The following is a 13,131-nucleotide window of genomic DNA, read 5'->3' on the forward strand; positions in this document are numbered from 1 at the left end:
TCATGGCTACTGGCTCCACACTCGTACGACGCCTTCCCGAGATCGTCGGGTTGGGCCGCGCCGCAATCGGCGTCGCCCACATGATCGCCCCCACGCGGGCCAACGAACTCCTCGCCGGTCCCGACGCCGCAGTGGCGACCACGCGAGCGGCCGCCCGCACCTTCGGGATTCGAGAAATCTACATCGGCGGTGGGCTGTATGCGGCTACCAAGTACGCCCCGAAACTGGTGCGTCCCTTGCTGCGAGCCGGTGTGGCTGTCGATGTCTGGGACACCGGTGCATTCGCGCTGACCGCGTACCTCCCGCAGAGGACACGCGTGGCAGGCTGCGCCATCGCTGGAGGTTTCGTTGTTGCCGGTGTGCTTGCCGACGTGCAGCTCTGACGCCGGAGAAGGTGGCCGGTCAGAACACCAGCGCGCGCTCGGGCAGCCCGGCCACTCCCTCTCGGGCGAACGCGGCCCACGTGCGACGGACCCTGGCGGCCAACGCCGTCGGCGGTGTGTGGCCGGCCAGCATCGGCGCGTCCGACCACGCGTCGCCGAACAGCAGTGGCAGTTCCATGCAGTGACATGCCCCCAGTGGCGCACCTTTCGGTGCCCAGTCCACCCGGTAGCTGGCGACCCGACCGCCAGCGCGGTGCCACATCTTCACCATCCCGTCGACGCCGAACAGCATGCTGGTGACGAGACGGACCACCGGCGCGGTGAGCGTCGAGCTCACGACGCCGAACCTGTTGAGCCACAGCATGTTCGTCACGATGTCCACGAACGGGGCGGCGTCGTCCCTGGTGTGACCGATCAGAAGTTCGACTCGGGTGGCGCTTCGGCGTAGGGCGTCATCGGGGTCGCCGGACAGTGGTTCGAGGTGAGCGACCGGACCGAACGGCATTCCGCCTGCGGCACCGAACCTGCGCACCGCTCGCGTCACGGCATTCTCTGCGTCGAGCACATCCGACGCGGGAGCGGTGGCCGGGTCGGTACGAAAGTGACGTGCGAACGCCGTTCGTGCCGTGTCGTACAGAGCCGAACGTCCCGACCGCAATCCGAGAGGCGCACTCTGCACTATTGCTCTCGAGAACAGCCCTGCGGCCGACTCGCACGCCATGAGCGTGAGGACGGCATCGCCGCCTGCGGACTGGCCGAACAGAGTCACGTTGTGCGGGTCACCACCGAATCGCACGATGTTGGTCGACACCCAGTGCAGTGCTGCGATCTGATCTCGAACACCGATGTTGCTCTCTCCCGAGTCTTTCGGAGTCAGGTAACCGAACCCACCGAGCCGGAAGGTGACGCTGACGACCACGACACCCTCCCGAGCGAGATGGTCGGCGTCGTACTTCTCGGCCTCCCCGCCGCCGGAGACGTAGCCACCGCCGTGCAGCCACACCATGACCGGAAGTCCCTCCGCCGCAGCGGGAGCGGTCACCGACAACACCAGGCAGTTCTCGCTCTGTTCGAGCCCGTCGATCATGGGGCCGGTGACATTGTCTATCCGGGACGGCAGTTGAATGCAGACCGGTCCGCGGCGGGTGGCATCGCGCGTCGTATCCGGGGTGTCGATCGGTTCGGGCCGACGAAATCGCGTGGCGGTGGCATAGGGAATTCCCCGGGCGTGGATCAGCCCGTCGAATTCGACTGCTTCGAGGTCTCCGCTGGTGGTGCCGGTGATCGTGCGCAGTGTTGCCCCGGCCGTCGTCTCGTCGTTCACGTGTGAACCCCCATTCGATGAACAGGATCGAGCTTATCGTCTTCGGCTCGTCATCGGATGCGGCCGCAACGCCGGGTTGCCGTCATACTCGGACGGTGCGGTCCAAGCAGAAGATTCTCGATGCCACCCTCGGGTTGATCGCCGAGACCGGCTTCGAGGGTGTCACGATCGCTGCGGCGGCGCGCGCTGCGGGCGTCACGCGCCAGACTGTCTATTCGATCTTCACCACCCGCGAGGACATGGTCTCCGAGGCGATGGTGGGAATGATCGTGGACGTGCTGGGCGGTATCACGGAGAAGGCCGATCAGGCGGAAACTCCGACGGAGTTCATCGTCGAGACCGTGGTCGCTGCGCGCAATCTCATTCGGCGCGAACCGGTTCTGAACTCGTTGTTGCGCTCGGGCAACGCGAACCCACTGTTCGACCCGGACATGATGGATCGCGCACAACCGGTGGTACGCCAGTTTCTCGACGGTTACATCGAGCGCAATCCGGGCTTCGATTCCGCGCTGTTCCACGGCATCGACGGCGTCATCGTGCGTGTGGGGCTGTCGGTGATTCTGTTCGACGACCCCACCATTCACCACGACGACGGGTTGCGGCGCTACCTCGAACGATGGTTGATCCCGGTTCTGCCCTTTTCATAGCGTCGAAAACTTGACACCCAAGTCCCCTTCTGTCTAGTTTTGCACGACGCGTACACGTAACTCGGGTTTCGATGTACGTTGCCGCAATCTCTTGGGGGGAACGTGTCGACACTGAATCGCCGGTCATTTCTGGGCGCGACCGCGATGGCCGGGATTGCTGCCGTGGCGTCGGGTACCGGTGCAGCGCAGGCCGCCCCGCGTTCGAGGGTTCAGGTCCCGCTCACCCGTGAGGACCATCGAGTCGTCGTGATCGGATCGGGGTTCGGGGGCGGTGTCGCGGCGCTGCGCTTGGCGGAGGCAGGCGTCCCGGTTCTGGTGCTCGAACGCGGAAAGCGTTGGCCCACAGGGCCGAATGCCGATACCTTCCCCAATGCGACCGCGCCGGACAAGCGGATGCTCTGGTACGGCTCCAGCCCGAACCTGTTCGGGAGACCGGTTCCGTTCGATCCGTACGTCGGCCTGCTCGAGGCAGTCTCCGGCGACAACATGACCGCTCTGTGTGCAGCCGGAGTGGGCGGCGGGTCGCTGATCTACCAGGGAATGACGCTGCAGCCCTCGCAGGCCGTCTTCGAGACTCACTTTCCGATCGACCTCGACTGGGCCACGTTGAACGCGGTCCACTACCCCCGCGTCGCGCGGATGCTGCAGCTCGCGCAGGCCCCTGACGAGTTGATTGCAACGCCCAATTATCGAGCGGCACGGGTGTTCGCGGACAGTGCGCGGCGGGCGGGTCTGCCGGTGTCGAAGATTCCGATGCCGATCGACTGGAACTACGCCCTCGACGAAACCCGCGGGGTGATGAAGCCGTCGTACACCAACGGTGCGGGCGCATTCGGAGTGAACAACGGCGGCAAGCATTCCGTCGACGTCACCTACATCGCCGCTGCCGAGGCAACCGGGCTGGCCACCGTGGCAACGCAGCACAACGTCACGCACGTCGAGCGCGCCACCGACGGTCGCTGGATCGTCCATGTCGACCGAATCGATTCCGACGGAACGGTGTTGGAGAACAAGATCCTCACTACCGGTGCGCTGATCATGGCCGCAGGCAGTCTGAACACCACAAAGCTGCTGGTCCGCGCCGGGGCCACCGGTGCCATCCCGGATCTACCGGACCAGCTCGGGCAGGGCTGGGGTACCAACGCCGATCGCATCTACGTGTGGTCGAGTATCGAGCAGCAGTTCGGTACGCCGCAGGGCGGTCCGGTGGTGTTCGGCAGCTTGAACTGGGACGATCCGCGCACCGCGCACACGGTCATTCAGGCATCCATTCCGCCGTTGGGTGTGGATGCCCACAGCACGATGATCGTCGGCTACGGAGTCAGTGACGGTCGCGGCCACGTCGCCTACGATTCCACGCGCGACCGAGCCCAGCTGTACTGGCCGGCCAACGGCGACTCCGTCATTCAGGACGGTTCCATCGATCCGACGGTGCGTCGCATCGCAGGTTCGGGCAGCATCCTCACCGATACCAATGCCGTGTTCCCCTCCACCTGGCATCCGTTGGGCGGGGCGAACATGGGCCCGGTGTGCGACCTCGACGGCCGTGTTCACGGTCAACGCGGACTGTACGTTCTCGACGGTGCGTTGATGCCGGGCAACACTGCGGCCTGCAACCCGTCCATGACGATCGCGGCGCTGGCCGAACGAGCGCTGGACAACATCGTCGCCCGCGACCTCGACACGATTGTCTGACCCCTCAGCAGAAAGAGCCCAATGCATCTGTATCGCAGCATGATCGGTGTTGTCGTCACCGCCGTACTCGCGTCCTCGGTGACCGCACTCGGTGCCTCGGCCGCGCACGCCGATCCCGTCGACGACTTCTACGTCCCGCCTGCCCAGCCGACCGACAGCCCTGGATCCGTCGACCGAACCCAGCCGATGTCGTTGTTCGCTGCACTGCCGGGTAACGACGGCTCGTATCCGGCCCAGGCGCAGCGGGTGTTGTACACCTCGCGTAAGCAGGACGATACGCCGGTGGCCGTGTCGGGCACGTTCGTCGAGACCGAGGTGCCGTGGCGTGGAGCAGGCCCGCGACCGACCATCGTCGTCGCCCCGGGAACCGTCGGGCAGGGCGATCAATGTGCCCCGTCGAGAGCGTTTCCCACCTCCATCAACGCTGTGACACAACCACCGTCGATCTCGTTCAATCAGGAACTGCTGTCGTCGACGCTGTGGGGGTCGATGGGGGCGAACGTGTTCGTCACCGACTACATCGGATTGGGAACGCCCGGCCTGCACACGTACGTGAACAGGGTGGAGGAGGCGCATGCAGTTCTCGACGGTGCCCGGGCTGCAGTCGAATTGGGCGGCGACGCGAATGCACCGATCGGCATCTGGGGTTACTCGCAGGGCGGTGGGGCTGCCGCGGCCGCCGCGGAACTCGCCGGCGAGTACGCGCCGGAGCTGAATCTGAAGGGGACGTGGGCCGGGGCTCCGACGGCCGATCTGCTCGAGGTGTTGAAGACCGTCGACGGAACACTGATCGGTGGTGTGATCGGTTATGCCCTCAACGGATTCGTCGAACGCGACCCGAGTCTGCGCCCGCTCGTGGACGAGCGACTCACCGATCAGGGCAAGGCGGTGCTGAACGAGCTGTCGACGGAATGCATCGGCGACACGATTCTCGAGCACCCGTTCCTGCGCACGGAGACGCTGACGAAGGACGGAAAGTCCATGTTGGAGAACCTGCGTGGGATCCCGCAGGCCGGAGCGATCTTCGACGAGCAACGAATCGGCCGCAGTACGCCGAATGCTCCGGTGATGATCACCAGCGGAATCAATGACGACACGGTGCCGTACGGCCAGGCCAGGCAACTGGCGTACGACTGGTGTGCGCTCGGTGCCCGGGTGGAGTTCCGAACCAATTCGCTGCCGCCGATCCTGCAGGGTGCTGTGTTGCCCAACCACTTCGGACCGCAGCTGATCGACGGCTACGGCGGCGAGGCTGCCCAGTTCCTGATGGACCGATTCGCCGATCTTCCTCTGGCAGCATGCAGCGTCGACTGACCGAGGTCGCGGCCGAACTGCTTTCTCCGATGTATTCGACGACCCGTGTCGTCGACTAGAGGTGCCTCGACGCCGCTGCATTCGACACTGTTGCGTGCGAGGCGTCGGGTGGAGGCCGTGATTGCGTGCGGTGGTCCGCAGATCGTCTTTCAGCCGATCGTTCGAGCCGATGACGGTGCGATCGAGGGATACGAGGCTCTTTCTCGTTTTCCGGCCGGCGGCGGTGACACCGAAGCATGGTTTGCCGATGCTGCGCACTGTGGCTTGGGTCCTGCGCTCGACAGGTCGGCGGCGGTCAGAGCACTGGAGGAATCCGTTCGTCTGCCGAGTGGGCCTTTCGTTGCGGTGAATCTCAGCGCTGCAACGCTGTTGGTCGACTCGGCTCTGGTCGACGTACTGCTCGATGTCGGGCGACGTCGGCCATTGGTTGTCGAGATCACCGAGCATGCCGCCCTCGTCGACGAGGACGCGGTGGTGTCCGTCCTGGCCGAGCTTCGACGCGGCGGGGTGGCCGTGGCGGTCGACGATCTGGGATCGGGGTACGCGGGAATGCGGCATCTCGTCCTGCTCGAACCCGAGATCGTCAAACTCGATGCCTTCGTCGTCCACGAGATGAGGGCGAATCGGGCGAAGCTGGCTTTGGCGGAACTGGTGCTCGAGTTCGCGCGCAAGACCAGCGCCCGATGCGTGTTCGAGGGTGTGGAGACCGACGAGGACCTCGCGGCGGCCATGTCGATCGGGGCGGACTTGCTGCAGGGCTACCGACTGGGCCGCCCTGCGCAGCCGTAGTCGTCCGCGTGATCTATCGGGGGTCTGCATCCCGGGTGAGCATCTTCACGTGCGGGATTCCCGCTTCCAGGTACTGCTCTCCCACTCGAACGAATCCGAAGCGCTCGTACCATTTCTCGAGGTGCGCTTGCGCGGAGATTTCGACTACCCCGGGGTAGGCCGTCAGTGCGGCATCGACGAGTTCGCCTGCGTAGCCGCTACCGCGCGCATGAGCTGCGGTCGCGACCCGTCCGATGTGAACCGTGTCGTCGACGAGGACGCGAAGAGTGGCCAACACCTCGCCGTGGTCGTCCTGGATCCAGAACAACTCCGTCGTCGGAAGTAGGTCCGCGCCATCGAGTTCCGCCTCGTCGACGATCTTCTGCTCGTGGACGAACACCGCGACCCGGAGCGCCATGATGCGATAGAGGGTATTCGGGGCCACGCCCGCAAGCGGCGCATGTCGAAGATTCGACTCCATCATCCGAGTTCTCACCGACCGAGCATATTGGAGGCCGGGCCACACTGGTCCCGCGGTCCGTGCCGGAGATGCGCAACTCGGCTGTTCGTCAGGAAGTGCGGGTTCGTACCACCACGCGCGACGCGAGATACAACTCGACCAGGTCGTTGAAGACCAGCGGATTTCGACCGGTCAGTTCCTGTATTCGTTTCGACCGTGCAGACACGGTGTTGACGTGTACGTAAAGCCTTTTGGCGGTGGCGGATTGCGACATGTTGGATTCGGCCAGAGCGGTGATCGTGTCCATCAGGTGCGCCGCGTCACGGATGGGTCCGACGCGGTCGATCTCGAACTTTTCTCGTGCTTCCACATCGCTGTTGATGAGGATGTCGAGCAGTACGTCGGCGTAGTGCACCAGGGTTCTCGACGTCAGGTCGGGGTTGGAAGCGTTGCGAACCGCACTCGCCTGTGTGAAGGACCGATGGACGGTTCTCAAGGAGGACGTGCTTTCGCCCACGGATACCGCCAGACAGTCGGCGGTATGCCTCAGCAATGTTGTCAGCACGGTGTCGAGCGCTCCGAGCGAGGACGGCCCGTCGGGAAGCGGTACGAAGACGATCAGGCTGCCGTCTGCTTCCCCGAATATCGAGGGGCCGAGGCGTGCGGTGGTCAGCGCACTGCTCACCTGACGTCGAAGTCGTTGGCCGGCAAGAGGATCTGCACTGTCGGCCATCGTGAGTATCGCGCACACGTGCGCGGCGTTCGGATCGACCCCGAGCACGCTGGTCCACCGGTTCAGCTCCTGAGTGTCCACGTCCCAGCCGTTCGTCAGTGCTGTCGCCAGTTCGTCCTCGGCTCGGCGCGTCACTGCGTCGATCACGGACGAGGCCTCACGGTAGGCGTCGATCATCGAATTGGTGAGCGCGTCGAAGCAGGAGAGGGCGAGTTCGGTCGGTGTCGTCCCCGTCGCGCTGTCCTGGCTACGGAGTACATGCAGCAGCAGTACTCGCTCGGTCGAGCGAAACGCTTGAATAACCGACTCGAGCGGTACACCCTCTTGCGCCCGCGAGATACCCAGTTCGCGTGCATGGCCCAGTTCCTCGCCGGACGGCGTGACACCGCGTCCTACGCAGTCCAGCACCACCTCGATGTTGCGACGGACGAAATAGTCGAGTTCGCTCCGGCTGAGCACGTCGTTCGTATAACCGCGGTACGTGTTCCAGATGAGCCCGACTGCCTCGTCGACCAGTTCGTCGATCGATCGGTGGTAACTCGGCATTCCATCACCCTACTGTGGGAAACCCACACACTTTCGGCTCTTCGGGTAGCGATATGACCGGTGTTGCGTGGGTTGATTGTGGGTCACGATGTATGTCACAGGTCACAACGAGAGGACAACACGTGAGCATCACGCAAGAAACCCGGCAACAGGACACCGAGTTCGACGGAGTCGACGCCATCGAAGAGGCGCTCGCAACACCGTCGCAGGAACTGATCGACGCAATGCGGACCATCGAGGGTGACATTGCAGTGCTGGGCGTGGGTGGCAAGGTCGGCCCGAGCGTGGCGGTGATGGCCAAGCGCGCCGCGGAGGCAGCGGGTACCGACAAGCGGATCTTCGGCGTCGCTCGGTTCTCGGACGTGCGTACCCGTGCGTATCTCGAGCGCAACGGCGTCGAGTGCGTTGCCGCGAATCTGACCGACGACGACCAGCTACAGGCCCTACCCGAGGCCGCGAACGTAATCTTCATGGCAGGCAACAAGTTCGGCACGACAGGCAACGAGTCGTTCACATGGGCGATGAATGCGTATCTGCCGGGTCGGGTCGCCACCAAGTATCGCGACAGCAGAATCGTTGCGTTCTCCACCCTGGTGACGTACCCGCTGGCGGATGTCGCCACGGGCGGTTCGCGCGAAGACGATCCGGTCGACCCCATCGGTGAATACGCGGCCTCCTGCGTCGGACGCGAGCGCGTGTTCGAGTACCACTCCCTCCAGTTCGGGACGCCCTTGCTGATCTTCCGGCTCGGATACTCGATCGAGACCCGGTACGGAGTGCTCCAGGAGATTGCGCAGGCAGTTCAGGATGGATCCGAGATCCCACTCGAGATGGGCCATGCCAGCGTCATCTGGCAACGCGATGTCGCGGACTACGCGATTCGATCGCTGACGCTTGCCAGCTCGCCGCCACGGAGGCTGAACATCACCGGGCCGGAGATCGTGTCCATTCGATGGCTTGCGCACCGATTCGGCGAAATCCTGGGCAAAGAACCGAGATTCGTGGGGACCGAGACGGGTACCTCGTACGTGATGGATGGAACGGCACTGCAGAAGGAGTTCGGATATCCCTCCACTACTTTGTCCTTCATGATCGACGCTGTCGCAGCGTGGGTCGGCCGCGATGGCGAGACGTTGGGCAAGCCCACCAAATTTCAACAGCGGCAGGGTCTGTTCTGATGACCGGCGCATTGATGAACGTAATTGCCGTCGACCGCGACGATGTTCCGGAATTCGACGACTGGTACTCACGTGAGCACTTCCCGGAAAGGCTCGCTGTCACCGGTTTCCGCAACGCCCGTCGATTCGTCGAGGATCCCGACAGAGGGGCTGCCCGAGTCGAGTACTTCTCCATCTACGAGACGGACTCGGTCGAGGTACTGACGAGCCCGGAGTATCTCGCCGCCTTGGATTCACCGACACCGCGCACGAAAAATGCGGTAGCGCTGTTCCGCCAGAACGAGAGAACGGTGGGAACTCGACGCTTCCGCGGAGGGCTGGGCCGAACCGGCCGAATTCTGTTGGGCCGGATCACCGGTGGGGTGGGCATGAACGGGTCGCTCGTCGAGGCGGTGGAGGACATCGCGAGGGCGACGATCGAGAGCGGTCTGGCCGAGGGAGTCGCGGTCTACGAAACGGACGCGGTCGCCGCGTCGGCGAAAGACAGCACCGCGGAGGGAAAAGCGGCCGGCAGCGCCGCCGCGGCCGACGAGCGACCGTCCGTGTTCGTGGTCATCGAGCAGTACGGATCGCTGGCGGTGTCCCCGACAGGTTCGGTATCGGCGGCGGTCGACAGGATCGGTGCACACGCGCGCTGGTCCACCTACCGACTCGTCAGCGACCAATCGTCCCAATCATAGTGTTGCCCAACGACAGTCTCAGAACAGGATTCGACAATGCGTATCGCCAATCATGCGGGTCGGCTCACCTTGCTGCACGGTGGGGCCGAGATCGACGTTGCTCGGCTCAGCGGTGAGAGGTTCGGCCACCGTATCGAAGACATCTTCGAGCGCTGGGAGGAGTTCACAGCGTGGGCCGCGGCGGTGAACCCCGATCACCCGGCCGCGTCTTCGGGCACTGCCGACGTGGGTCCGGTGAGCCCCCGACCACGTCAGGTGATCGGGGTAGGGCTCAACTACGTCGACCATGCCCGCGAGGCAGGATCACCGCTGCCGACGGTCCCGCTGTTGTTCACCAAGTTCCCGTCGGCGATCGCCGGACCGGACGCCGACGTCGAATTGTCGGGCGACTCCGTCGATTGGGAGGTCGAATTGGTGGCGGTCATCGGACGCGAAGCAGCCAGGGTCTCGAAGGACGACGCATGGAGTTGCATCGCGGGGTTGACTGTGGGGCAGGATATCTCGGACAGAGAGGTCCAGCTGCAGGGAAGCACTCCGCAGTACAGCTTCGGCAAGTCGTTTCGGAACTACGCGCCGATCGGGCCGGTGCTGGTGACTTCCGACGAGTTCGAGGACCTCGATCGGCTGTCGTTGAAGTGTTGGATCGGCGATGAACTCGTCCAGGACGGAACGTCCGGGGACCTGGTCTTCTCGATTCCGGAGTTGATCGAGTACATATCGGCGGAAGTCACCCTCTACCCCGGCGATCTGATCTTCACCGGGACACCCGCGGGTGTCGGCCTGGGTATGACGCCTCAGCGGTTCCTCACCGACGGCGATGTCATCACCAGCAGCATCACGGGAATCGGGTCGATGACCAACAAGGTCAGGGCTCGCGCAGGGAAGGTCGGAGCACTGTGAAGTCGACCAGCGCAGTGGGGGAGAGCCGGCTCAACGCCGAGAACGCGTACACGCCGAAGGAACGAAAGATAGTTCTCGGCTTCGCCATCACCGGTGCCCTCATCGAGAGCATGGAACTGAACCTGTTGAGCTATCCGTTGAGGGATCTCGCCGATTCGTTCGCGGTATCGACTCAGGCTGTGGTCGGCGTCATCACGGCTCAGAGCATCGCGTCGATTGCCGGCGGCTTTCTGTTCGGTTGGACCGCCGATCGTTGGGGCCGTCGGCCGACCTACGTCGCGTTCACCGCCATCTACGGCGTGCTGGCGATCGTCGGAGCCTTCCTCGACAGCTTCGAGCTCTTCACCCTGACCCGCGTATTGGCGGGTGTGGCGATGGGCGGTGCCTTCGGCGTCATCTTCGCGATGTTCACCGAGACGTGGAAGACGCGAAACCGAGGACTGATGGGGAGTGTTCTGCAGGGGATGTTCATCTGCGGAACTCTTATCACTCAGGCAATTCTGTTCGGCACCATCACCACGCTTGGATCGGAATCCGGTTGGCGTACCGGCTTCGTCATCATCGGAGCCATGAGCGTCGCAGTGGGGCTGTTCGCTTTCCGGATGCTGCCGGAATCCAAGGTGTGGCGCGCAGTCAAGGACGCACCGCCGTTGGTCGCCGTGGAACCTACCGAAGCGCAGCAGCTGACGAGCGCGGCCGACAAGCGTCGAACGATCGTCGGTGGACTGTTCCTGACCCTTGCCACCACCGGAATTTTCGCCGCCAGCTATTGCTACATCACGTTCGGTCCCACCTACCTGCGCGAATACGCCGGGTTGTCGTTGGGCTGGGCGACGATCGTGCTTTCGATCGGAACTGTGCTCGGCATCGCTTCGTACATCACGTTCGGAGCGTTGTCGGACAGGATCGGTCGCCGCGGATCCACATTCTGGTCCTGTGCAGTAGGTGTGGTCGGATTCGGGCTGTTTCTGTCGATCGGGTCGGACACCGAGATGCCTGCCGGTACGGGCAGTGTGTGGACCGCCGCCACAGCAGCTCTGGCCGGCTGTGCCATCGGCTATGCGGGATTCGGTGTGATCGGCACCTGGATATCGGAGTTCTACCCCACGCGCTACCGAGCCCTCGGTTCGGGTGCCACGTACTACGTGGCACGCGGTATCGGGTCGGGACTGTTTCCGCTGTTCGCGATCATGCTGGCCGACGGAAACATCCATCGTGCAATGGGGTTCGGAGTCATCGGAGCGGTCGTGGGAATGCTCGGGTGCCTTCTGGTTCCCGAAACTCGAGGGAAAGTCATCACCACGGACTGATCGATCGGCCCCGAGGCAGGACGCCTCGGGGGCCATCGTGCGCAGTGAAAGAAGACTGGGTCGAAAGCAATGAACAGCGGGAATCGGAAAGTGCTGGTGCCACTGGTCGAACAGTGGGTATGGCAGGCAGACGCGCACTGTCGCGGCTTCGGGTATCTGTTCTACGGCGACGGAAACGAGAGCAGTCGCGAACAGTCCGAGCGCGAACGCGCCGCCAAGCTGATCTGCACGGCGTGTCCGGTCATCGACTCGTGTTACGACCATTGCATGACGTTCGAGGAACGTCACGGCGTATGGGCGGGGTTGTCCGAGAGAGATCGATGACCACACCGAGAGAAGTACAAGTCGAGGTAGCAGGTCCAGCTCGAGATGATTTTCGTTCGCGGGCGTAGTGCGACCGGCCCTTCACCGAACCGTAATTCCGTTGTTGTGCTCAGGTATTCGACTCGTACTTGATGTCAGCGAGGTGGGACCAACAAGTGAACCCTGTCGACGAGGCTCAATGCGGTGGCAGCGTCCGTGCCCTCGAATACTGCTGTGTGAATCCCTCGCATGGCGCCGGTGAGGAGGTGCGCGGTCGCGACGATGTCCGTGTCGCCGCGGATCTGTCGTGCTTCCGCCGCGGCCCTCAGTAGTTGTGCGATCGCATCGACGAAGCTGTCGTGCCAGCGTTCTGCCGAGCCCTCGGATCTCGGTACTCCGAGATTGCGGAACAGCACATGGGTACGCGGGGTGTCGTAGATGCTCGCTGCCGCGATGTGTAGAAACGTCTGCAGTTGCTCGAGGGGCGAGTCGGGCCACGTCGCGGCGATCGAGCCCTCGTGAATGCGGCCGATCAGTACGGTGGCGGCGTCGTCGACCGCCGCTTGGAACAGCTCACGTTTGGTGGGGAAGTGGTGGAACGCCGTTCTCGGTGCGAGACCGCATCGGGCAGCAACGCTTTCGATCGTGATGTCCGAGTAGTCGGCGTGACGCAACAGCTCCTGGGTGGCCTCGATCAGTCGGGCCGCTGCGGGCCCGGGCTCGTCGGTGGTCGACGATCCGGCCCAGCGATAGAGCGTGGTGGTGTGGATACCCAGCGAGGTCGCCACGCTCGCTGGGCTTTCGGCACCGCCGAAGGCGCGCGCGACCGCTTCCTGCCGATCGGCGAGTGTGAATCTGGAGACCCTGGCCATGTTCGTGACACTACATTT

The 13,131-nt window shown here is 63.8% G+C and carries 14 protein-coding genes; 10 read left to right on the forward strand and 4 right to left on the reverse strand.

All coding sequences use genetic code 11. The annotated features are described in order from the left end of the window. Positions 1–2 precede the first annotated feature (2 nt). Positions 3–383, forward strand: a complete 381-nt coding sequence (locus CH249_RS11365) for a hypothetical protein (RefSeq protein WP_094683435.1) — start codon at positions 3–5, stop codon at positions 381–383. Positions 384–402: 19 nt separating this feature from the next. On the opposite strand, the gene CH249_RS11370 is transcribed toward CH249_RS11365, so the two are convergent. Then, positions 403–1,707, reverse strand: coding sequence for a carboxylesterase family protein (locus tag CH249_RS11370; RefSeq protein WP_254924199.1), 1,305 nt, complete (start codon positions 1,705–1,707; stop codon positions 403–405). A 95-nt stretch (positions 1,708–1,802) separates the two neighbouring features. Between CH249_RS11370 and CH249_RS11375 the strand changes: the two genes are divergently transcribed. The 4 genes from CH249_RS11375 to CH249_RS11390 all read left to right on the forward strand — a co-directional run bounded on the left by CH249_RS11375 (position 1,803) and on the right by CH249_RS11390 (position 6,152). Beyond that, positions 1,803–2,354 carry a TetR/AcrR family transcriptional regulator gene (locus CH249_RS11375; RefSeq protein WP_254924198.1) on the forward strand — a complete coding sequence of 184 codons (552 nt, stop codon included), beginning with the start codon at positions 1,803–1,805 and terminating at the stop codon, positions 2,352–2,354. A gap of 102 nt (positions 2,355–2,456) precedes the next feature. Next, entirely contained in the window at positions 2,457–4,049 is a 1,593-nt protein-coding gene (locus tag CH249_RS11380; protein WP_094683436.1) for a GMC oxidoreductase, read from the forward strand. Between the two features lie 21 nt (positions 4,050–4,070). Then, on the forward strand, positions 4,071–5,363 hold the full coding sequence (locus tag CH249_RS11385) for a lipase family protein (RefSeq protein ID WP_256988268.1): 1,293 nt from the start codon (positions 4,071–4,073) through the stop codon (positions 5,361–5,363). 45 nt (positions 5,364–5,408) lie between these two features. After that, on the forward strand, positions 5,409–6,152 hold the full coding sequence (locus tag CH249_RS11390) for an EAL domain-containing protein (RefSeq protein WP_176459100.1): 744 nt from the start codon (positions 5,409–5,411) through the stop codon (positions 6,150–6,152). Between the two features lie 13 nt (positions 6,153–6,165). Here CH249_RS11390 and CH249_RS11395 read toward each other — a convergent pair whose 3' ends face one another. Continuing rightward, complete coding sequence (locus CH249_RS11395; protein WP_094630664.1) at positions 6,166–6,612, reverse strand: GNAT family N-acetyltransferase; 447 nt, start codon at positions 6,610–6,612, stop codon at positions 6,166–6,168. Positions 6,613–6,700: 88 nt separating this feature from the next. Further along, positions 6,701–7,870 carry a CdaR family transcriptional regulator gene (locus CH249_RS11400; protein WP_094683437.1) on the reverse strand — a complete coding sequence of 390 codons (1,170 nt, stop codon included), beginning with the start codon at positions 7,868–7,870 and terminating at the stop codon, positions 6,701–6,703. 122 nt (positions 7,871–7,992) lie between these two features. Between CH249_RS11400 and CH249_RS11405 the strand changes: the two genes are divergently transcribed. The 5 genes from CH249_RS11405 to CH249_RS11425 all read left to right on the forward strand — a co-directional run bounded on the left by CH249_RS11405 (position 7,993) and on the right by CH249_RS11425 (position 12,262). Continuing rightward, positions 7,993–9,048: an NAD(P)-dependent oxidoreductase gene (locus CH249_RS11405; protein WP_217901387.1), complete on the forward strand. Its 1,056-nt coding sequence runs from the start codon at positions 7,993–7,995 to the stop codon at positions 9,046–9,048. After that, complete coding sequence (locus CH249_RS11410) at positions 9,048–9,728, forward strand: DUF4286 family protein (protein ID WP_094683438.1); 681 nt, start codon at positions 9,048–9,050, stop codon at positions 9,726–9,728. The genes CH249_RS11405 and CH249_RS11410 overlap by 1 nt, the downstream gene beginning before the upstream one ends. A 36-nt stretch (positions 9,729–9,764) precedes the next feature. Further along, the gene (locus tag CH249_RS11415; RefSeq protein WP_094683439.1) at positions 9,765–10,628 is read left to right on the forward strand and encodes a fumarylacetoacetate hydrolase family protein; all 864 of its coding nucleotides are present in this window, start codon (positions 9,765–9,767) and stop codon (positions 10,626–10,628) included. Next, the gene (locus tag CH249_RS11420) at positions 10,625–11,938 is read left to right on the forward strand and encodes an MFS transporter (protein ID WP_094683440.1); all 1,314 of its coding nucleotides are present in this window, start codon (positions 10,625–10,627) and stop codon (positions 11,936–11,938) included. The genes CH249_RS11415 and CH249_RS11420 overlap by 4 nt, the downstream gene beginning before the upstream one ends. A gap of 69 nt (positions 11,939–12,007) precedes the next feature. Further along, a complete protein-coding gene (locus CH249_RS11425) occupies positions 12,008–12,262 on the forward strand; it encodes a WhiB family transcriptional regulator (RefSeq protein ID WP_094630485.1) in 255 nt (84 codons plus the stop codon). A 134-nt stretch (positions 12,263–12,396) separates the two neighbouring features. Here CH249_RS11425 and CH249_RS11430 read toward each other — a convergent pair whose 3' ends face one another. Then, on the reverse strand, positions 12,397–13,113 hold the full coding sequence (locus CH249_RS11430) for a TetR family transcriptional regulator (protein WP_094683441.1): 717 nt from the start codon (positions 13,111–13,113) through the stop codon (positions 12,397–12,399). Positions 13,114–13,131: the final 18 nt, after the last annotated feature.

This window comes from Rhodococcus sp. 05-2255-3B1, from assembly GCF_002258545.1.
Classification (GTDB): Bacteria; Actinomycetota; Actinomycetes; order Mycobacteriales; family Mycobacteriaceae; genus Rhodococcoides.